General features: G+C 60.8%; 19 protein-coding genes. 12 read left to right on the forward strand and 7 right to left on the reverse strand.

From position 1 onward, the window contains the following. Positions 1–300: 300 nt before the first annotated feature. Both C2L66_RS16710 and C2L66_RS16715 read right to left on the reverse strand, forming a co-directional pair. Positions 301–582, reverse strand: coding sequence for a hypothetical protein (locus tag C2L66_RS16710; RefSeq protein ID WP_054933125.1), 282 nt, complete (start codon positions 580–582; stop codon positions 301–303). A gap of 52 nt (positions 583–634) precedes the next feature. Next, complete coding sequence (locus C2L66_RS16715; RefSeq protein ID WP_060607003.1) at positions 635–1,615, reverse strand: glutathione S-transferase family protein; 981 nt, start codon at positions 1,613–1,615, stop codon at positions 635–637. Between the two features lie 161 nt (positions 1,616–1,776). Here C2L66_RS16715 and C2L66_RS16720 point away from each other — a divergent pair, with 161 nt between their 5' ends. From C2L66_RS16720 to C2L66_RS16740, 5 genes are all read left to right on the forward strand, one after another. Next, positions 1,777–2,691, forward strand: coding sequence for a LysR family transcriptional regulator (locus C2L66_RS16720; RefSeq protein WP_042304361.1), 915 nt, complete (start codon positions 1,777–1,779; stop codon positions 2,689–2,691). A gap of 216 nt (positions 2,692–2,907) precedes the next feature. After that, positions 2,908–3,528, forward strand: a complete 621-nt coding sequence (locus C2L66_RS16725) for a cytochrome b (protein ID WP_054933124.1) — start codon at positions 2,908–2,910, stop codon at positions 3,526–3,528. Continuing rightward, positions 3,528–5,066, forward strand: coding sequence for a glycosyltransferase family 2 protein (locus tag C2L66_RS16730; protein ID WP_060604498.1), 1,539 nt, complete (start codon positions 3,528–3,530; stop codon positions 5,064–5,066). Before C2L66_RS16725 ends, C2L66_RS16730 begins: the two co-directional genes overlap by 1 nt. Positions 5,067–5,352: 286 nt before the next feature. Then, positions 5,353–6,489: an aromatic ring-hydroxylating oxygenase subunit alpha gene (locus tag C2L66_RS16735; protein WP_054933122.1), complete on the forward strand. Its 1,137-nt coding sequence runs from the start codon at positions 5,353–5,355 to the stop codon at positions 6,487–6,489. A gap of 204 nt (positions 6,490–6,693) precedes the next feature. Then, a complete protein-coding gene (locus tag C2L66_RS16740) occupies positions 6,694–7,158 on the forward strand; it encodes an SRPBCC family protein (protein WP_054933139.1) in 465 nt (154 codons plus the stop codon). 162 nt (positions 7,159–7,320) lie between these two features. Here the strand turns inward: C2L66_RS16740 and C2L66_RS16745 are convergent, their stop codons facing one another. Then, positions 7,321–8,433, reverse strand: a complete 1,113-nt coding sequence (locus C2L66_RS16745; RefSeq protein WP_054933138.1) for a porin — start codon at positions 8,431–8,433, stop codon at positions 7,321–7,323. 658 nt (positions 8,434–9,091) lie between these two features. Further along, positions 9,092–9,277, reverse strand: coding sequence for a glycine zipper 2TM domain-containing protein (locus tag C2L66_RS16750; protein WP_054933121.1), 186 nt, complete (start codon positions 9,275–9,277; stop codon positions 9,092–9,094). Between the two features lie 228 nt (positions 9,278–9,505). Between C2L66_RS16750 and C2L66_RS16755 the strand changes: the two genes are divergently transcribed. The 4 genes from C2L66_RS16755 (at position 9,506) to C2L66_RS16770 (ending at position 12,175) form a co-directional block, all read left to right on the forward strand. Next, on the forward strand, positions 9,506–9,862 hold the full coding sequence (locus tag C2L66_RS16755) for a YciI family protein (protein WP_060604494.1): 357 nt from the start codon (positions 9,506–9,508) through the stop codon (positions 9,860–9,862). Positions 9,863–10,002: 140 nt separating this feature from the next. Continuing rightward, on the forward strand, positions 10,003–10,416 hold the full coding sequence (locus C2L66_RS16760; protein WP_054933120.1) for a YciI family protein: 414 nt from the start codon (positions 10,003–10,005) through the stop codon (positions 10,414–10,416). A 38-nt stretch (positions 10,417–10,454) separates the two neighbouring features. Then, positions 10,455–10,874 (forward strand): VOC family protein, encoded by a 420-nt coding sequence (locus tag C2L66_RS16765; protein ID WP_054933119.1) that lies wholly within the window; start codon positions 10,455–10,457, stop codon positions 10,872–10,874. Positions 10,875–10,882: 8 nt separating this feature from the next. Beyond that, positions 10,883–12,175, forward strand: coding sequence for an RNA polymerase sigma factor (locus C2L66_RS16770; protein WP_060604491.1), 1,293 nt, complete (start codon positions 10,883–10,885; stop codon positions 12,173–12,175). Positions 12,176–12,191: 16 nt separating this feature from the next. Here the strand turns inward: C2L66_RS16770 and C2L66_RS16775 are convergent, their stop codons facing one another. After that, positions 12,192–12,368, reverse strand: coding sequence for a DUF1427 family protein (locus C2L66_RS16775; protein WP_060604487.1), 177 nt, complete (start codon positions 12,366–12,368; stop codon positions 12,192–12,194). 31 nt (positions 12,369–12,399) lie between these two features. Beyond that, a complete protein-coding gene (locus tag C2L66_RS16780; protein WP_060604485.1) occupies positions 12,400–13,362 on the reverse strand; it encodes a quinone oxidoreductase family protein in 963 nt (320 codons plus the stop codon). Positions 13,363–14,144: 782 nt separating this feature from the next. Between C2L66_RS16780 and C2L66_RS42360 the strand changes: the two genes are divergently transcribed. Next, positions 14,145–14,468, forward strand: a complete 324-nt coding sequence (locus C2L66_RS42360; protein ID WP_409372644.1) for a helix-turn-helix domain-containing protein — start codon at positions 14,145–14,147, stop codon at positions 14,466–14,468. Positions 14,469–14,644: 176 nt separating this feature from the next. On the opposite strand, the gene C2L66_RS16790 is transcribed toward C2L66_RS42360, so the two are convergent. Next, positions 14,645–15,133 carry a hypothetical protein gene (locus tag C2L66_RS16790; protein WP_148654600.1) on the reverse strand — a complete coding sequence of 163 codons (489 nt, stop codon included), beginning with the start codon at positions 15,131–15,133 and terminating at the stop codon, positions 14,645–14,647. A 747-nt stretch (positions 15,134–15,880) separates the two neighbouring features. On the opposite strand from C2L66_RS16790, the gene C2L66_RS16795 reads away from it, so the two are divergent. Together C2L66_RS16795 and C2L66_RS16800 are read left to right on the forward strand one after the other, a co-directional pair. Further along, a complete protein-coding gene (locus C2L66_RS16795; RefSeq protein WP_176056903.1) occupies positions 15,881–17,134 on the forward strand; it encodes a hypothetical protein in 1,254 nt (417 codons plus the stop codon). A gap of 212 nt (positions 17,135–17,346) precedes the next feature. Continuing rightward, the gene (locus C2L66_RS16800; RefSeq protein ID WP_060604477.1) at positions 17,347–19,770 is read left to right on the forward strand and encodes an nSTAND3 domain-containing NTPase; all 2,424 of its coding nucleotides are present in this window, start codon (positions 17,347–17,349) and stop codon (positions 19,768–19,770) included. The last annotated feature ends 491 nt before the right edge of the window (positions 19,771–20,261 follow it).

The following is a 20,261-nucleotide window of genomic DNA, read 5'->3' on the forward strand; positions in this document are numbered from 1 at the left end:
CGATGGCCGGACCGCGCGGGGTCGCGAGTTCGAACAAGCCTCAATGTATTCACTGCTTTCTGTGACGGTCTATCGAACAAGTCCGAAAATTCGCTGCGCCCATCGCTTGAGCCTGAGCAGCCGAACGGTTCGTCGCGACCGGTGTGATGCACCTCAAACCTTGCCCGAGGCCCGAATCTGTTCGCACGCGTTGCCAACGCTTCGAACAAATGCCCCCCGCTTCAATTACCCGCACAAAAGCTAACCTCGCCGGGCGTTTGAAACCGTATGCAGGCTGTCGTGATTTTTTTGCCGCCCGCTTCAGCCCTTCGGGTCGCCGAACAGGCTGTTCAGGTCTTTCGTGTCTTCCGACAGGTTGTATTCCTTCTGCACCGCCTTGAGTGCTTCGTCCACCGTGCGGTCGAAGCCAATTGCATTGCCGAAATGCTTCATCGTCCAGTTGCAACCGCTTGCGTCCGGTTCCTGTAGTTGCGGGCGCGGCACGCGGATCTTCACGCCGTCTTCGATTACCTCCGGCGCGCGCTCGATGCGCCGCCTCACCTCGTCCTGTAGTTGGGAAGCGGTGCGTGTCTTGCGTAGCATGAGCGTCTCCTGCGCTGTTGGCCGATGTCGCCGGACAGTCTAGCGCATGGCTTCACACGAAGCGCTTACGATCGTGTGGCGCACCGAAATCCTGCACCGGGCCAACCGGTACGATGCCCGTCGGGTTCACCGAGCGGTGGCTCCCGTAGTAATGCCGCTTGATATGCTCGAAGTTCACCGTGTCGGCCACGCCTCGATGCTGGTAGATGTCCCGCGTATATGCCGACAGATTCGGATAGTCCGCGATGCGCCGCAGGTTGCACTTGAAGTGCCCGAAGTACACGGCATCGAAACGGATCAGCGTCGTGAAGAGCCGGATGTCCGCTTCCGTCAGCCGGTTGCCCGTCAGGAATCGCTGCGTAGACAGTTTCTGTTCGAGCCAGTCGAGCGTCTCGAACAGCGGCACGACAGCCTCCTCGTACGCCGCCTGCGTGGTCGCGAAGCCCGACTTGTAGACGCCGTTATTCACCGTGTCGTAGACGCGCGCATTGATCGCGTCGATCTCGGCGCGCAGCGGCGGCGGATAGAAGTCGCCCGGCTCGGCGCCGAGTTCGTCGAACGCCGTGTTCAGCATGCGGATGATTTCCGACGACTCGTTGCTGACGATCGTCCGTTGATGCTTGTCCCACAAGATCGGCACGGTCACGCGGCCCGTGTAGTGCGGGTCCGCGGCGACGTAAACGTCGCGCAGATACTTCGCGTGGTTCAACGTGTCGGGCACGACGCCCGGGCCGTCTGCGAAGGTCCAGCCGTCGCCGAGCATCAGCCAGTGCACGACGGATACGCTGATCATGTCTTCGAGGCCCTTCAGCGCGCGCACGATCAGCGTGCGATGTGCCCACGGACACGCAAGGCTCACATACAGGTGATAACGTCCCGCTTCCGCTTCGAAGCCGTCGCTGCCGCTCGGGCCGGCTTCGCCGTCGGGTGTGACCCAGTTGCGGAAGATGGCATCCGTGCGCACGAAGCGGCCGCCCGTCGATGCCGTGTCGTACCAGTTGTCCTGCCATTGACCGTCGACTAACAATCCCATTTCGCTGCTCCTTCTATCCCGCGTTCCCGGCCCGCGCGCCGTGCGCTTCGCCGCTGCGATGTCAGCCGCGCAGCGGAACATCGGCACAAGACCCTATGATGGACCGGCGTTCGGGTTTTGCCGTACGATTTTTCCGTTTATCTCATTCGACAGGTTCGCACATGTTGACGGATGAAGAGCTTGCGCTGCTCGAAGCGATTCGCGAAAGCGGCAGCTTGTCGCGCGCTGCGGCGCGCCTCGGCAAGGCTCCGTCGACGGTGTCGCACGCGGCGCGCCAGCTCGAAACGCGCTTCGATGCGCTGCTGTTCGACCGCCGCCGCTACCGGCTGCAACTGACGCCCGCCGGCCAACTGCTCGCCGAAGAGGCCGCGCGCCTGATGCAGGACGTGTCGCGCATGACGCAACGCGTGCGGCAGATCGCCAGCGGCTGGGAGGACCGGCTGTGGATCGTCACCGACGAGCTCATGGAGTTCGAGACCTTCATGCCCGTCGTCCATGCGTTCGATGCACTGCAATCGGGCGTCAAGCTGCGTCTGACGACGGAAGTGCTCAGCGGCACGTGGGAAGCGCTGCGCGATGGCCGCGCCGATGTGATCGTCGGCGCGACCAACGAGCCGCCCGCCATTCCTGGCTTGCGCTGGTTCGAGCTGGGCGTGGTCGACTGGGTGTTCGCCGTGTCGCCGCGGCATGCGCTCGCGAGCATCAAGGAGCCGCTCAGGCGCGAGCAGATCGCGAAGCAGCGCGGCATCGTCGTGGCGGATTCGTCGCGCGCGAGCGGCCGTGCGTATGGCCTGCTCGGCGGGCAGACTTCGCTCGCGGTGCCCAGTATGCGTGCGAAAATCCTCGCGCAGCGCGATGGGCTCGGCGTCGGCTGGTTGCCGCGCCAGCGCGTCGCGTCGCTGCTCAAGCGCGGTGAACTCGTCGAAAAGGAAACCGCCGATCCGCGCGAACCGAATGTGCTGTACGTCGCGTGGCGCGGCGATCAGGAGGGCCGGGCACTGAAGTGGTGGCTCGACCAGCTGCGCGAGCCGCGTTTTGCGAAACGTCTGGTGCAGGGGATCGACCAGTTCGCGTGAACGGCGCGAGGCGCGTCCGGCCAGTCCAGTGAACGGCCGACGGCCGCGCGAAACAAACGGAAATGCGACGGAAACCCGCAACCCGCACGTTGAAGGAATAAAGCGGCCGGATCGGGCGTTCTGTTGATAAGACGATTGCAGTGCGCGCCTGCATGTCGTTCCGCCGGCTTGCACATCGCTTTCGCCGTCCCCACCGACTCCCAACCACAACGGCTCATGAACACTTCGACAACTTCCCGCACGGCCTCGCGAGACGGCATCGAGACGCTCTCCACGCCAGCGCATGCGCCCCGCTACACACGCACCGCGATCATCCTGCATTGGCTGATTGCCGTGCTGATCATCGTGAACGTGGTGCTCGGGCTTTCCGCCGACGCGCTGCCGGACGGCTGGGTGCGCCCCGTCATCGACACGCACAAGTCGATCGGCATCACGGTGCTCGGCCTGGCGCTGCTGCGCCTGCTGTGGCGTGCATCGCACCGGCCGCCGCCGCTGCCGCGCGAATTTCCGTCGTGGGAGCGGATGGCCGCACACATCGCGCACTTCCTGCTCTATTTCGTGATGATCGCGCTGCCGCTGTCGGGCTGGATGCATGATTCGGCGTGGAAGGCGGCGGCAACGCATCCCATGCACCTGTTCGGCGTGATCCCGTTTCCGCGCATCGGCTTCATCATGAATCTCGATCCCGCCGTGAAAGAGCCGCTGCACGACAGATTCGGCGCGCTGCACACGTACCTCGGCTATGCGCTGTACGCGTTGCTGGCGATGCATATCGGCGGCGCGCTCAAGCATGAGCTGTTCGACCGTCATTCCGTCATCAAGCGGATGGTGCCGTGATGGATACCGATGTGATTGAAGACGCGACGCTGACTAACTACAGCCTTTCCGACGAGCCCACGGTTGTAGCGGGCGAGCGTCCCAGGCCGTCGCTACGCGAAGCGCTCGCCGCCGCGTCGCCGCGCATCAACCCGCGCAAGGGCACCTGGCAGAGCGCCGTGATCCACGGCAGCGTGACCGCTTTGTGGCTGCTGCTGTTCGCGCGCGCGTTCTTTCTGCATGGCGCGCTCGCGTGGTCGACGGGGATCGCTTACGTGCTGTACGACACGCTGCTGCTCGCGTTCGTCACGGTGAAGACGTGGCCGCTGATCCACCGCTCGTTGCCTGCGCGTCGGTCGGCGGATGGTGCGAAATTGCCGAGCATGGGCGTGATCGTCGCCGCGCACAACGAGGCAGGCGTGCTGCCCGTGACGCTCGCCGCGCTGCTGCGGCAGACGCAAGGCCCGGCGCAGATCGTGATCGCCGACGACGGCTCGACGGACGGCACACGCGATCTGCTGACCAGCCGCTTCGGTCTGACGGAGCCCGCGTTGGGCGTGCTGAGCGCGCCGAGCAGCCGCTATCCGAATCTGCAGTGGCTGCGCGTGCCGCACGGCGGCAAGGCGCTGGCGCTGAACGCCGCGATCGACGTGATGACGACGGACACCGTGATGACCGTCGACGCCGACACCTTGCTCGCCGACGACGCCACGCTCGCCATGCGCGCGTCTTTCGCGCAGTCGCCGAAGCTCGTTGCCGCGACGGGCATCCTCGTGCCCGTCTGCGACCGCACGGCGAGCGGGCGCGTGTTCCAGTGGTTCCAGACTTACGAATACATGCGCAACTTCATCGCGCGCTTCGCCTGGATGCGCGCCGACAGCCTGTTGCTGGTGTCGGGCGCATTTGCGTCGTTCCGGCGCGACGCGCTGGTCGCCGTCGGCGGCTTCGACGCGCAATGTCTGGTCGAAGATTACGAACTGATTCACCGGCTGCGTCGCTATTCCGTCGATCACAACCTCGGCTGGGACGTGCGCGTGGTCGGCGACGCGCACGCGCAGACGGAAGCGCCCGCAACGCTTGGCGCGTTCCTGCGCCAGCGCCGCCGCTGGTTCGCAGGTTTCCTGCAAACGCAGTACTGGAACCGCGACATGACGGGCAATGCGCGATACGGCACGCTCGGCCGGGTGATGCTGCCCGTGAAGGCGTTCGACACGATGCAGCCCGTCTACGGCCTGACCGCGTTCGCGTTGCTGCTCGGCTTCGTGGCCGGCGGACATGGCCTGATCGTCGTGTCGATCTTCAGCGTGATCGGTCTGAAGACGGCCATCGACCTCGCGTTCTATTTGTGGAGCATTCATCTGTACCGCCGCTGGACGGGGCTGACGAGCGGCACGAGCCTGTCGATGGCCGTCGTCGCCGCCATCGCCGAGCCGTTCACGTTTCAGTTGCTGCGGCATACGGGCGCCGTGCTCGGCTGGCTGCAATTTCTACGCGGTGGCAAGACGTGGGGCAAGCAGCATCGGTCGGGTCTCGTCGGCGCGACACAAGTCACGCGTTGAGCGCCGTTACGCCGCATTTCGGCGACGTATGAGGTTGTTGGGGGCTTGTTGAGCGTTGCGGTTGCAACGAAAACTGACGGGCGGTGCTTCGGCGCCGCCCTTTGTTTTTGGCGCGGCGGCGGGCGTCGGCGCACGTCCGGTAATGCCTACCGGCGCGCCTATCTGCGGCGAGTCCTCATGATTCTCCGGCGCGACTTCTAGTAGACTGACCGGACATCGGTTTTCTAACTATCAAACCCGCTCGGTCCCGGCGACCGGCCGACCGTTGTGCCAGGAGGCTTCATTCATGCACGTAGTCGCTCCGTTGGACAGCAATCCCGTCGATAACCCTCCCAAGGCTGCCGTGCGCGATCTGCGCCGCGTCGATATTCACCCCGATCACTGGTATCCCCTTGCATGGTCGCGCGAAGTGAAGCGCGGTAAAACGCATGCCGTGCGCTTTGCAGGCGAGCCGATCGTGCTGGCGCGCACCGAATCGGGCAAGGTGATCGCGCTGGAGGATCGCTGCGCGCACCGGCAGGTGCCGCTGAGCGGCGGCGTGGTCGACGGCGAGGCTATCCGCTGCGGCTATCACGGCTGGACCTACGACTGCTCGGGCAAATGCATCGACGTGCCGTATCTCGGCCGCGAGCGTCTGCCGAATGGCGTGCGCGCGTATCCGTGCCGCGAAGCCGAAGGACTGATCTTCGTGTTTCCCGGCGACGCCGCGCTCGCCGAGACGATGCCGCTGCCCCCGCTCGGCTCCGTGGCCGACAAGGCCTACAAGACGCGGCGTTTCGGCCGCGAAGTGGCTTGCCACTACTCGTTCATGCACGAAAACCTGATGGATATGAACCATCAGTTCCTGCATCGCAAGCAGATGGGCAAGATGCGCGCGCGTTCGCTGGGCCGGCGGCGCGGCGACGACTGGGTCGAAGTGGACTACACGTTCGCGCGCGAAGCAGGGCAGCAGCCGATCGGCGAAGCGCTCGTGTTCGGGCAGAGCCGCAAGAACACGAGGACCGACCACAAGGATGTGATGACGATCCGCACGCAGTATCCGTTTCAGACGCTGCGGATTCGCACGTCCGACGGGACGATCGTCATGGACCTGTGGATCTGCTACGTGCCGCTCGATCGCGAACAGCGCACCAATCGCACGTTCGGCCTGCTGTCCATCAAGCGGCCGAAGATCGGCGCGCTGCTCGACGTCGCGTGGCCGCTGCTGGTGTGGTTCACCGAGCGCATCTTCAAGGAAGACCGCTGGATCGTCGAGCTTGAGCAGGCAGCACACGACGCGCAAGGCGCCGACTGGAATCACGAAGTCTTCCCGGTCATCAACGACCTGCGCGATCTGCTGCGGGAATGCGGCGCGCCCGCGGCGCGGCGGGTGATTCCGATCGAGCCGTCCGCCGAGCCTTCTGCCGAGTCGGTTGCCGTCTGAGCTTGCGGCGCTGCGTTTCCAGCGGCCATTGATCGGACTTTAGGCGCGGACGTTAGGCGTTCGAACGTTCGGCCCCTCTCATTCGCCGCGACTTTCTGTCCGTGCCGCGTGCGGCAGGCGCGCGATCCTTCGCCAATGCGTTATGCTTGATTTATCCGCCTGTCTTCGGGCGGATGCAGGGCATTGTTCGAAGGAGGCTGTCTCATGTCCGAGGATGGCGACGCAACTCCGCCTATCGCGGATCTGCAAATCGTATCGACGCGCGTGTTCGATTTTCCGCGCGATCTCGTGTTCAGGGCCTGGACGGAGCCGGTACATCTCGCGCACTGGTGGGGCCCGAAGGGCTTCACCCATTCCTTCCACGAATTCGACCTGCGTCCGGGCGGCAACTGGCGCTTCGCAATGCACGGGCCGGATGGCGTCGACTACAAGAATCACAGCGTATTCGTCGAGATCGTCGCGCCCGAGCGTATCGTGTTCGATCATGTGTCGGGGCCGCACTACCGCGTCACGGCTACCTTCGATGCGCTGAGCGACGAGCAGACGCGCATCACGTTTCGCATGGTCTTCGAGACGCCTGCCGTGTGCGCGCAGGTGAAGACGTTTGCCGTCAAGGCCAATGAAGAGAACTTCGACCGTCTGCAGAAAGAGTTGAAGCGGATGGTCTGAGCGGGCGTCACGGTTCTCGTGGCGCTGCCCCGTCAGTTCAGCCGGCTCAATAGGCAACGGCCTCACGTTCGGAAGAACGTGAGGCCGTTGTGGTCGCCTCGTGGGCCCGAGCGCTTACGGCAGGTCGATCGTACGCATCGACCCGCCGCGCTTCGTGTTCGATTAGAAGCGGTGACGCAGACCGACGGATGCGACGCCCTGGCGGTGCGACGACGAAACGCCCGTCACGCTGCCGTTGTCGATCACTGCGTTGATCGTCGAGCCAGCCGGCGCGCTCGTTTCCTGATACGTGCCTTGCGCATACACGTCCGTGCGCTTGGACAGCGCGTAGTCGCCCTTCAGGCCGATCTGATTCGCGTGGAAGTGAGCATCTTCGGCCGCACCGTTCGAGTACGTGTAGGCAACACCCAGCGCCAGCGCAGGCGTCAGGTTGTACGTGGCGTTGGCTTCGTAGTTGTTGGTGTGAACGGAACCCGTGCCGCCCGTCACGTTGTCGAGGCGAGCTTGCGTCCAGACGATGCCGAACAGCGCCGGGCCGAACGCATAGGTTGCACCCGCGCCGAACTCGCGCTGGCGGAACGATACGCCCGTCAGACCGATATTGCTCAGGTCGGCATTGTTGTACGCGCCGCCCGACGTGGTGTTCGGGTTGTTCTGCTGCGCGTAGCCCGCGCCGACGCGCAGACCTGCGTTTTCATAGCCCGCACCGAAGCTGTATGCGCGGTTGTTGGCGAACTGCGAGCTGTTCGAGAACGAATACGTGCCGGCGAACGAGACGCCCGAGTAGTTGGCGCTCGTGAACTTGATCGAGTTGCTGGCTGCGTCCTTGCTGTCCTTGTTGAGGTGATCGAGGTTGCCGTAGTGGGCGAAATTCGCGCCGCCCCAGCTACCCGTTGCAGACAGCGGCGACACGAAGTCCTGCATCGCGTCGTACTGACGGCCCAGCGTGACCGTGCCAGCCTGGCTCGACAGGCCGACGAATGCCTGACGCGAGAACATCTTGCCTTGCGACGCCTGTGCGCCGTTGTTCGTGTCGAAGCCTTCTTCCAACGTGAAGATGGTCTTCAGGCCGCCGCCGAGGTCTTCGACGCCGCGCAGGCCGAAGCGGTTTTCATCGGTCGAGCCGCTGCCGACTGCCCACTGGTGGCCGCCATTGACGTTGCTCGTGTAGGAGATCGACGTGTCCAGCGTGCCGTACAGCGTGACGCTGCTTTGTGCGTGTGCGACCGAGGCGAACGAGGCAGCCACTGCCGTCGCGATCAGAATCTTCTTCATCTGTGCTTCCTTCAGTTCATGGGGCAATACGAGGCTTGAATACAAACGGACAAGCTATGCATGCCACGTCCTGTACGAAGCAAGACCACTCAACTTGCCCGGTTTGGGGAAGCGCAAGTATAGAAAGGGACCCTAACTATCGATTGATATCTAAGTCGGAAATGGTCTGTTTCCAAAAAGGAAAGGAAAGGGGTAAGGGTTTGATTCGATTTATATTTTAATTGAGATAATTTCTGGAATTTTTATTGGTACAAATTAAATTGTTGTGATACGGCAACGAAGTATTGTGATGATTTATTTGAGATAAGTCATGTCGGGAAAATACGCGCGATGTAGTCGCGCGTGCAGCCGTATCGGTACTTTTATAGCGATGAAAGCCCTATGAAATATGGGGCTGAGGCGTATGAGCGATTTCGTCAGAGTATGTCATAGATCAAAAATGTCGATGAACTTTTTGGGCGAATTGCGATCGTCGACGTAATCGAATTAATTTGATTGAGTGTCGATCGGAAATAGTGTGCGTTATAAATAGATTGCAGTCGTAAAAAAAGACAGATATTCACAATTAAGCAAATAAAACGCGAGTGACATCTTTTGACAAATATTAAGGCGGCGATTGAGCTTAAATCGCCGCCTTTAAAAACAACTTCGACCCGCATCACTTGCCCAGTTCGTGACCGATGATCCCGCCCGCGACAGCGCCGCCCACCGTGCCCACGGTGCTATGCGTCGTCTCGTGGCCGACATAGCCACCCGCTGCCGCGCCGCCGACGGTGCATCCGCTCACCAACGGCACCAGGACCGCTGCTGCGATTGCGACGCGGACGATATAGCGCTTCAACATGTCGTGCTCCTGCGAGATTGAGGATCCAGGTCGTTCAGCAAGCGTTATGCCATTTCCCTCAGTGGAATGCCCATTCGCGCGGCAGACCTTTCCGCCCGCGTTGCCACTTTGCTAGACTGCCTTCGCCAGCAGAATCAACCTTTGCTGCCATTGCCGCCGCGCCACCCGTCTCACGAAGTACGGCACCCCTCGAACGCCGCGGCCCGACAACCGGAACACGGAGTCACCATGTCCTACATGCTGCTCATCGTCGAACCTACCCAGCAACGCGAGGAACGCGGCGAAGTCGCGGGCCGCGCCGTCTACGACCGCATGCTCAAATACCGCGCCGGGTTGCGGGCGCGCGGCCAGCTGATCGCGGCCGAATCGCTGTCGCCCGACAAAAACGGTGTGCGTCTCGAAAAGCGCGACGGCCAGACGCGCCTGATCGACGGGCCGTTTGCCGAAGCGAAGGAAATGGTCGGCGGCTTCTTTCTGCTGAACGTCGATACCTACGAAGAAGCGCTCGCGCTCGCCGAAGAGTGCCCGGCCGCCGAGTGGTGCACGATCGAAATCCGCAAGGTCGCGCCGTGCTACGAGTACTGACGGCGCGCGCCGGCCGACCCGTCCGGCGCATCCGCAAGGGTTTTCCCTGACGATGCCGGTTGTCGATCTGACTGCGCGCCGCTCGTCGTGGAAGTGAGAAGCCGCCACGGGGCTTCGTTCATCCACGAGGAGAGACGGCGATGCGATTCATGATTCTAGTGAAGGCCACGGCCGACAGCGAAGCCGGCAAGATGCCGGAAGAAGAACTGATGGCGTCGATGGCGACGTATCACGAAGCCTTGCAGAAGGCGGGCGTGCTGCTCGACGCGTGCGGCCTGCAGCCGAGCGCGAAAGGCTGGCGCGTGCGCTATGCGGGCGGCCGGCGCACCGTCACGGAAGGGCCGTTTGCGCAGACGAAAGAACTGGTGGCGGGCTACACCGTGATTCAGGTGCGATCGCGCGAAGAAGCGATGGAATGGGCGCGGCGCTTCCCCGCGCCGTCCGGCGAGCAGGCCGACGGCGAAATCGAAGTGCGCCAGATGTTCGAACTCGACGACTTCGAGCCGAGCCAGTCGACCGAACGCTTTCGCAAGATCGAAGGCGCAAACCACTGACCTTGCACCTGTGACCTGCCAGCTTCCGAGGAACGATCATGCACAAGCAAATCTATGTGAACCTCGCCGTGAGCAGCGTGGAGAAATCGAAGGCGTTCTTCTCGCAACTCGGCTTTACGTTCGAACCGAAATTCACCAATGAGCAGGCCGCCTGCATGGTGATCGGCGAGAACATCTACGCCATGCTGCTCGCGAAGGACTTTTTCCAGACCTTCACGAACAGGACGCTGTGCAACCCGAAAGAGAGCACGGAAGCGCTGATCTGCCTGTCGTGCGACAGCCGTGCGCAAGTCGACGATCTGGCCGGCAAGGCGCTCGCCGCAGGCGGCGCGTCGGCGCGCCCGGCGCAGGACCACGGCTTCATGTACGAGCGCAGTATCGAGGATATCGACGGGCATATCTGGGAACTCGTGTACATGGACCCGAACGCCGCGATGCCAGCGGCCGACGCGTCTTGAGGCCGGCCGTGACGACGGCTGCGACCCATCGTGCCATCGAGGCAGTCTGGCGGATCGAATCCGCGAAGGTCATCGCTCACGTCGCGCGCATCGTGCGCGATGTCGGCGTGGCGGAAGAACTCGCGCAGGACGCGCTGGTGGCCGCGCTCGAAACCTGGCCCGACGCAGGCGTGCCGGACAATCCTGGAGCATGGCTGATGGCGACGGCGAAAAACCGCGCGCTCGACCGCTGGCGCCAGGATGCGCTGCACGCGCGCAAGCACGAGGAACTCGGCGCCGACATGGACGCGCGCGAGGCGCATATCGTGCCCGATTTCGTCGATGCGCTCGACGCCGCGCGCGCCGACGATATCGGCGACGATCTGCTGCGACTGGTGTTCACCGCCTGCCACCCCGTGCTGTCGAAAGACGCACGTGTGGCGCTGACGTTGCGCCTGCTTGGCGGCCTGGCCACGGATGAGATCGCGCGCGCGTTTCTCGTGCCCGAGCCGACCATTGCGCAGCGCATCGTGCGCGCCAAGAAGACGTTGTCGGCGGCGAAGGTGCCGTTCGAAGTGCCGCAGACGAACGAACGCGCGGTGCGGCTCGCTTCCGTGCTCGAAGTGATTTATCTGATCTTCAACGAAGGCTATTCGGCGACGGCGGGCGACGACTGGATGCGCCCGACGCTGTGCGAGGAAGCGCTGCGCCTGGGCCGCGTGCTGGCGGGCCTGATGCCCGACGAAAGCGAAGTGTACGGACTGGTCGCGCTGATGGAGATTCAGGCGTCGCGCATGCATGCGCGCGTCGATGCGCAGGGACGGCCGGTGCTGCTGCTCGATCAGGACCGCAGCCGCTGGGACCCGCTGCTGATCCGTCGCGGGTTGAGTGCGCTTGCCCGCTCGGAGGCGCTCGGCGGGATGAGCGGGCCGTACACGCTGCAGGCCGCGCTCGCCGCGTGCCATGCGCGCGCGCACACGGCGGCACAAACGGATTGGGTGCAGATCGTCGCGCTGTACGATGCGCTTGCCGAGGTAGCGCCGTCGCCCGTGGTGGATCTGAATCGCGCGGTTGCTGTCGGCATGGCGTATGGCCCGATGGCCGCGCTCGAACTCGTCGACGCGCTTGCCGACGAGCCTTCGCTGAAGAATTATCACTGGCTGCCGAGCGTGCGCGGCGATCTGCTCGCCAAGCTCGCTCGCAACGATGAAGCGCGCGCGGAATTCGAGCGCGCCGCATCGATGACGCGCAATGCGCGCGAACGCGAACTGCTGCTCGAACGCGCGCTCGAAATGGGCGGCGCGCCCGGCCGCATGCAGTAAGCGGTCGCGTGCCGCATCAGCTTGTTACGTGAGCGAGCAGCGAGCGCACGAACGGAATCGCATGCTCGCCGGCGACCATGCCGAGCAGGCCGAGCAGCGCGACGATGGGCGGCGCGGGCGATTTCACATCGACGATGTTGTACAGCAGTCCGACGACGACACCTGCCGCCAGCGACACGATATACGGCTTCATACGAGTCTCCGGATTCGATTGAACGGGTGTGTCACATCGTGATGACGACGCGCCCGCGTGTGCCGCCGGCGACGGCGGCGTAAGCGTCGCGCGCCTGTTCGAGCGGAAAGGTCTGCGCGATCGACGGCGCCTGCAACGCGCCGCTATCGAACACGCTGGCCAGTTCCGTCATCAGGCGCGCGGAATCCGCGACGCCGAGCTTGGCGCTGTCCGCGCCGAACAGTTGCGTTTCGTTGTGATAGAAGTCGATCAGGTCGAACTCGACGCGCCGCTTGCCCGTTGCGCTGATCTCGACCACCCGGCCGCGCCACTTCGCGAGCTTCAGCGCCGTTTCGAACGCGACGCCGCCGACGGCGTCGTACACGACATCCGCGCCGCCGAGTGCCTTGACGCGTTCCGCGGCGTGCTCGTCGAACGGTACATAGTGGTCGAGCAGACGGCCCGCGGGCGAGTCCGCGTCAGGCTCGTGGCGATCAACGGCGATCACCTTGCAGCCGCGTGACTTCGCGATCTGCACGACCGCGCCGCCGACGCCGCCGCTCGCGCCGATCACGGCCACCGTTTCGCCCGCGACGAGCTGTGCATAATCGACGACGCCGAGCCACGCGACCACGAAGTTCACGCCGATCGCCGACGCCTGTTCGTGCGTGAGCGTGCGCGGCTTGCGCGACAGCGCGCCGACGGGAACCTTGATGAACTGCGCGTGCGTGCCGTCGCGCGTGAAGCCGATGTCGCCGCCCGTGCCCCATACTTCCGCGCCGATCCATTCGGCGGGGCCTTGCGTCACGACGCCGCTGAAGTCGCGGCCCGGGATGCGCGGCAGCGTCGTGTGGCTGAAATGGCCCGAGAGGTTTTTCACGTCGCTCGGATTCACCGAGGCTGCTTTCACCTGCACGATCGCGCTGTCGGCGTCGGCGTCGGCGGCGGGTGTCGGCAGGTCGACGAGGTTGAGGACTTCGGGACCGCCAAAAGAGTTGAACTGGATCGCCTTCATTGCCGCTCCTGTGAAACCGTCGGATTCGATAGGGTTTGCTTGCTGCTTCACGATGGGTAAATCAGCGTATGAAGGCAGTCTAAGTGTCCTGCGCAGCGCGGTTCAGACAAGTGCTTTCGAATATCGGACAGAGGGCGGCCCGCGTCCGGAATGATTGTCAACGCACATTTAAGATGCGACCAATTTTTAGCATCCTATTTAAACGTTTTGCCCCGTGAGCGATTTTTCGCATTATGGAAGGCAGCCGCCAAAAGCAGTCGTAGCGGGGCTCTCGTGGTCGCTAGCTAGGCGTATTGCTGCGCCACAGCAATTGATGTGAGGTTGAAAACTGTTTGAATGCACAACCAATATAATTTGTGCGCTCAGCTCTGTCCTCGAGCCAGCAACGAAACTGCTAAGTTGTGAATGGTTTCAGCGAATACCTATCATCTGGCCACCTCACTGTAACAACAGCTAAGCCCGGGACTACATGTACGCCAGACAAGGCTCGCCGGCTTTTGCGGTGCGTCAATTGAAGCAAGCGCGAAGCCCGTGTCCTTTCGACCGTGCATAAATAGCGTGGGAGCCAACCTTACATTTTTCGAACGAAGCTTGCGGGCCTGGCATTGCGACAGGTATCTGGAAGATCTCGGTAAGGAACCTCGCAGGCGTTCGCCGCACGTCAATTTGATAAGATTGCGGGACTTTCATGTCTCCGAATCGGGCTCCTTTTGGTACCACCCAACGTCGGCGGGTCGAACGATGCTGCGCAATTTCGTCGCGAGCTAGGGTCGGTCGTACGCGTGCTGCGCGCACACAGAAAGTTTTCTCAGCAAGGGTTGGCTGATCGTTCGGGATTGACGCGAGCATTCATTAGTCTTTTGGAACGAGGGGAGTCCAACGTCTCTATCGATTCGTTGTTTTCATTGTGCGCAGGGTTGTCAATCTCGTTCACTGAACTCGTGATGCTAATGCGCGAGCTCGAAGAGATCGAATCTCAACGACGTAGGAGGGGCCGCGTTCCGAAAAAAGAGCTGGCGCGTGGCAAGCTCAAGATGCGTCAACAACCTGCGAACGCGACTGGCGTCAGGAAACTGGCCTTACTGCTTCTCAAGAACGAGGCGTAGCTCGAAGTGTAAGGGGCGCTCGCATTCATTTCATGTTTGCCAAGCCGGCCTCTGACAGCGAATAAGTATTGTCGCGCGAAGCGCGGCACAACCGGATTCGGTGTAAGGCACTCATGCCGATGCTGCCTGTTAAGCCGACCAAGCAGTGGCCTGCAATGCCCCTCTACAGAGCTGGCTCACGGCTCCTTAGTAAAGAACCAGTTTGTGACCTGGGCGTAATAGCCGAAGCCAGGATGCTCTTCACCTAACGTCACAACGGTCAAGAAGTTGCCGTAGACGTCATGGAACGCGAAAGTGCACTGAGCAAGCCCGGTTGGCCAGGCATTTTCTATCTCCCAGTATCCTTTGGACCAAAACTCGGGAACGTTGCCTCCGCGAACTTCCGGATGATCGACGTGTGAGTGGTGGCGCATTCGCGGTTGCCAGCCAGCCCCAACCAGCAGGCTCCTCGCATCATGGTAGATGAGGCCTGCTATTCGAGGGAGGGGAGCGTGAACCGCTGACGCCGGCTGCGGCAGGTAGTCCGGCGCATGCCGCCCCGTCAATGCGACGTCCGCATCAAACTCCGCGTCTCGCTTCCATTGATGCAAAAGCTGAGACGTGAAGCGCATTAGATCGGAATCGATCAGCTTTGAGCAAATTTGGCATAGCCATATCCCGTTCACGATTGCGGAACGTTGCTGGGCCGAGATGGTTTCGTCATAACGTGGGCTACCGACGGACGCAGCGGTGATATGGCTCGCGACCCCGACATTAACTGATCGGCCCGCCTCTTCGTGCGGCCCGCTTGTTGTTCTACGGCAGTTCGGATTGGAGCACCGGTGACCGACCCTCTTCGCGAGCGTCTCCTTTACACGCTTGGGAAAGTCGTCTCTCATCGACGTTTATGAACAGTTGGACAAATGAAACTGAGCGCGCAGATTTCTTGATGCCGTGCTGCGCCGGCATGCCCGCGAAGCGTTTTGCGGTTTCTGCTCCGCGTCTTTGCGCGAGATGCAAAAAACTTTTTGCGCATAAATTCTGTATTTGTCGAGGTGAAGGACCGCGTATGTGCACGGAGATCCTCAACGCGTCCGAAATGCCTCCGCTCAACAGCTAGGCCGACCTTTGCATCGCCTCCTGCCTTCGCCCAGGTTGAGCGTCAAAGACTACGACAGGCAGCCCTTCAAATTGGTCTGGGGCGCTGCCAGCAAGAGGCCGCCGTTGCGAAACTGCAATCGTATCAGGTCGAGCAATAAGTGAAACCTGCCACCGGCGCCTTAGCTTCGGACTTAGAGGAGGAAACAGTGTCGACCGGTTTCTGACAAAATGTGTGGGCTGGCGTCGAGCGCCGCACGTCCGGAATTTCATGCCCTCGCGGCCATGAGCGATGACAATGTGGCGGTGATTACTAACTATGAGAGAGGGCTAAAATGTCGTTAGGGCTGGTTCGTGGGTCAACAGATTTGCTTTTTTCCCGGGTCGACTGGTACAGCGTCGAACAGCATCAAAGAGGATCTCTCGATGCGGAAATTAAGGACTATCACGCCGACAAACTTCTGAACACGTCGGATGACGCACTCATCGCTTACTTTCAGAGCAAGTATCGGATGGATGTGCCGACTATCGAGCGAGAGGCAATTACGGTTGACCAGCGCGAAACGCGGATGGACGTCAGTAACGATCCCATGCGATACATTTCCGATAGAAGTCAGCCGTTCTACGTGTCCGGAACACTCATTGAAGCAGAGATGCCGTTTTCAGGAGACGAGGAGTTCTTCTTCGTTCAGCCCACATCGTTCTCGCTCAACCCCCCGCGTGGTGAAATTCGCGGAGGTAGCCTGTTCACGCAGATTCACGGAACAGGCCTCCAGCCCGAGCAGGTCAAGCAGCAGATTGAAACCACGCTATCGGAGATCCAGACGAATCTTGATCGACTTCGCGCATCTGCTGACCAGTTCAACCGCACCATCGTGTCGCAAGCGCAAAGCGCAATTGCAACCCGAAAACAGAAACTTCTGAAGGACCGAAATCTGGTCGCCAATCTTGGCTTTCCGATGAAGCGCCGAGAGGGTGCTCCTGCAACCTATGCCAGCCCCCAGGTGCGCAAAAAGCTCTTGCCCGTACAACCTCCGGCGAATACTGCGAGCTTCGCGCCTGAACCGACGCTGCCGGACGATCACTACAACAATATCCTCGACATCATGACCAACATGGTTCATGTGATGGAGTGTAGTCCGGCCGCATTCGAGCATAGCGACGAGGAAGCGATTCGAACGCACTTCCTGGTGCAACTCAATTCGCAATATCAGGGGCAGGCGACCGGAGAAACGTTCAATTTCGAGGGTAAAACAGACATTCTGGTCAAAGACAACGGTCGCAACATTTTCATCGCGGAATGCAAGTTTTGGCGTGGGGAAAAGGCGTACCTGGAAACTATCGACCAGCTGCTGGGCTATTTGACTTGGCGTGATACCAAGGCCGCAGTCGTGATTTTCAACCGGAACAAGAACTTTAGCGATGTGCTGGCGAAGGTGAGATCGCAGACTGAGACCCATCCGGGCTTCCGAAAATTAATAGCCGAACGATCGGAAACGAGCTGGACGTTTCGTTTTGCCCACCGAGATGATCCCAACCGGGAGATGACAATTACTGTGCTCGTGTTCGACGTACCGCGAGCCGAGTAGGGTTCAGTCTGGAAAAGCAACACAGTTGAGTATCACGCATGCTTCGGGCTATCAAGAATCACGGGGATGAGGGCAGAGCCTCCGTGCGCTTGGCGACTGTGCGCAGCTTTTCCTCGGGTATCTCTCGCGGTGTACGCTATGTTTTTCAGTAGTAGTTGCGCAGATGCGGCACGCCTGCGAGTCGGGTTATGCCTTCAGTCGTTGGGAAACATATGAGTGAGAAGGCGAAAAGTGGGTTGAGCGGATATCGAGGCTACGAATACCAAATCGTCGCTTCTATCTGGGTCACACTGATACTGATGCTAGACGCGCGTCGAGTCACGGAAGTGACTATAGAGCCAGATAATCAGGAAGACCTCCAGGCCGAACTGGTCGGGACAGGGTCGCCTCTAGATCAAGAGTCTTCTATCGTCGCGGCGTCATTTGGAGAGTCGATTCGCCACGTCTTCCAGATGAAGACTCTATCCTCAAGCGTATGGTCAGTCGCCCTACTGAAGGATGTGATCGGCGACGGGGCATCGACTCAGGAAACCGGCGTCGAATCTCGACGCCGCCCTAGGGCCTTGCAGTTGCTTCTGAAAGATCGCTCTTTGTCGTACACGTTAGTGACGGATGCTAAGGTCAAACCTCAACTCAGCACCCTTGCGCGCGACAATGTCCTGCTGGAGCGCGATGATACCGAGCTGCCCACCGAACTGTTAAAAGGCGGCACGCCCGACAGCGTATCGAGTCTACGCGGTCGACTCCATATTATCAGTGGCTCAAATGCGGAATTGCTTCAGTATCGGATTCGCGAGTTGCTCACCCAGAAGGGTGGAGTGCCTCATAGTCGCGTTGTCTCTTGCATCGATGACCTCACACAAGTGTTTCGCCAATGCCTGCTCGGTGAGCGCAACACCCGTTTTACACTCACAGAGCTCGAGTCAACACTGAGCCGTTACGGTGCACGGCCTGTTGCAACTCCGGGCCCTTGGTATGTGCCGCCAGTCGTCGCTGAACAGGCATCCTCGATACTGCGTTCCCAAGGATGCGCTGTTATTGTCGGCCCCTCGGATATCGGCAAAGCATCGCTCGCCGACCACCTCGCATCCACTTTCAAACTAGGTGATCTGGCCTGTCCGTCGATCCGGGTGAATCGTCTGGACGAGTTGGCAGGCCGTCTGCGGGAAGAGGGGCCGGCATTAATAGTCGCAAGAGATGGCTGGGCTGACAGCGATGGTCGGCGTGAGCCCGCCAACCTATCGGCGATGCTGGCGAATGCACTTGGTGACAAGTACGTAATTGTGACATCCGACCTTGACGTATTTCAGCGCTTGCCGCCGCACATGCGTACTTCTCTTGCGCGATTTGTTGTGACGTTGAATGCGGAACACTACGACGAATCGGCTCGCTGGCAGATTGTACTGAACGAGGCCGGGCTTTCGGGATGGCAATTGGAGTCATTGAACGCCTCTCGCGCGGTAGTTCTGCGTGAACTTGCTGAACCCTTCCCTCTGCGTTTCTTCGGCACACTCGTACGCAACCACGCGGAGAGCATGATTCAGCCAGCGATCTTAGATGGCGAAGAAATGCCACCGTTTGATTTCCGACAAGCAGGCCCGAACGAGGACTTCTTCAGCGAACTCGCCGAGCGCGCTCTTCGAGAAACCGAGGGACACCGCGTGGAGGGGCTGATATTGGCCTACCCCAACGCACCGCTGCAACACGCAGCACTCGTACTGGGGATTCACGTGATGCAGGGGCAGGGTGGCGTTTTATGGTTAAAAGATGCATTGCCGGCCATGGAGCGCATTGCCGAAAGCGTGGCGACGATGAGGGCACTACATCTGCAAGTCGACTCTTATATCGAGCATCTGGTGAAGACCGGCGTTGTGCAACGCTGGGAGGACAAACGTCTCACCTTCGAAGCTGGATCGATTGACGCGCTATGTCGAGTTATCACAGACGGAATCAGTGAGGTTCACCGGGTGCTTGCGGCAGTCGCGTCTGAGTTTGTTCAGGCGATGGGGCCAGGTAATTTCTCGGTACATCTCCGCCGAATCGTGACACTGCTTCAGCTCACATATGGCGATGCATCGCCACGTAGTAATGCCTGGACGGACGTAGTAACGGCGATAGATGCTCAGCTTGTTCGTGCGCTTAGCGGTCAGGATCGCGTCGAATCTGAAAATAACGTGCAGGCGGCGATGGAATGGGGCTGGGGGATGTCCGCGTTGGCACGCCTCTTGTACACCATGCACCCGAAGCGTGTTCCCTTTGTCGAGAACAGTGACTTCTGGTTTTCCTCCCATGACGCTTGGTCCGCTGTGACAAGGCTGCAGCCTGACTTCAACTTGCGCCGATTTGTGCGGCGTTATCTCATCGGCTTTATGCCATACACGTGGATCGACTATAGTGCAGCGTCAGAGCAATTTGCCAGTTTCTTCCGGGCTTCTGGGCTAGTGCTTGGGGAAGATGTGTACCATGCCGTGCATGCGCTGGAACAGCATAGCTCGACGGGTGGTCGGGGCGATGATCGATGGACGTACGAGGACGGCAATCATAACAAGCGGCCACTGTTAGCTTTGCTGGCAGCCGTCAGCGAAAGACCGTTTGTGTCCCGGTTGCGGCCTCCGACCCCATCGTGGGATCTGTAAACCGACGTCCCGCGCACTTATCACTGCCGCAATGTGCGCGAACGTTCCTCCAGTGTCGCTGAACCTGCGGACGGTAATCTCGTGCCAGTTCGGAGACCGGACGCGCGATCGCGAGACTTTATCGCGTCAGATCCGGCACTTCATCGCTGACTTGAGCGTCGCAAAATCCTTGCTTGTTCATTTGCCGCAGGTTTTTGTCGCAGGCCAGCGGGCGTATCAGATTTAGTGCCGAATGGCAATCGGTGACCAGTTAAAAAACCACAGTATCGTTACTGCGTAACGAAGAGTTTCACACGTAAAACGCGAGTTCGGTTGGTGGACTCGATTCCACGAGAAGGGCCGACTTTTTTGTTTTAGTCGCAGCTACCAAAAGAGTAGAGCCTCGCATATGCATCGGCCGCCGGCTGTGCACATTGCGAGCGAAGGGGAGTAGTGCGGACCCTTACCGATACTATCTTGCGCAGGTGGTCGCATAGGGCGCGCTATTCTGT

This window comes from Paraburkholderia caribensis (genome assembly GCF_002902945.1).
GTDB classification, from domain to species: Bacteria; Pseudomonadota; Gammaproteobacteria; order Burkholderiales; family Burkholderiaceae; genus Paraburkholderia; species Paraburkholderia caribensis.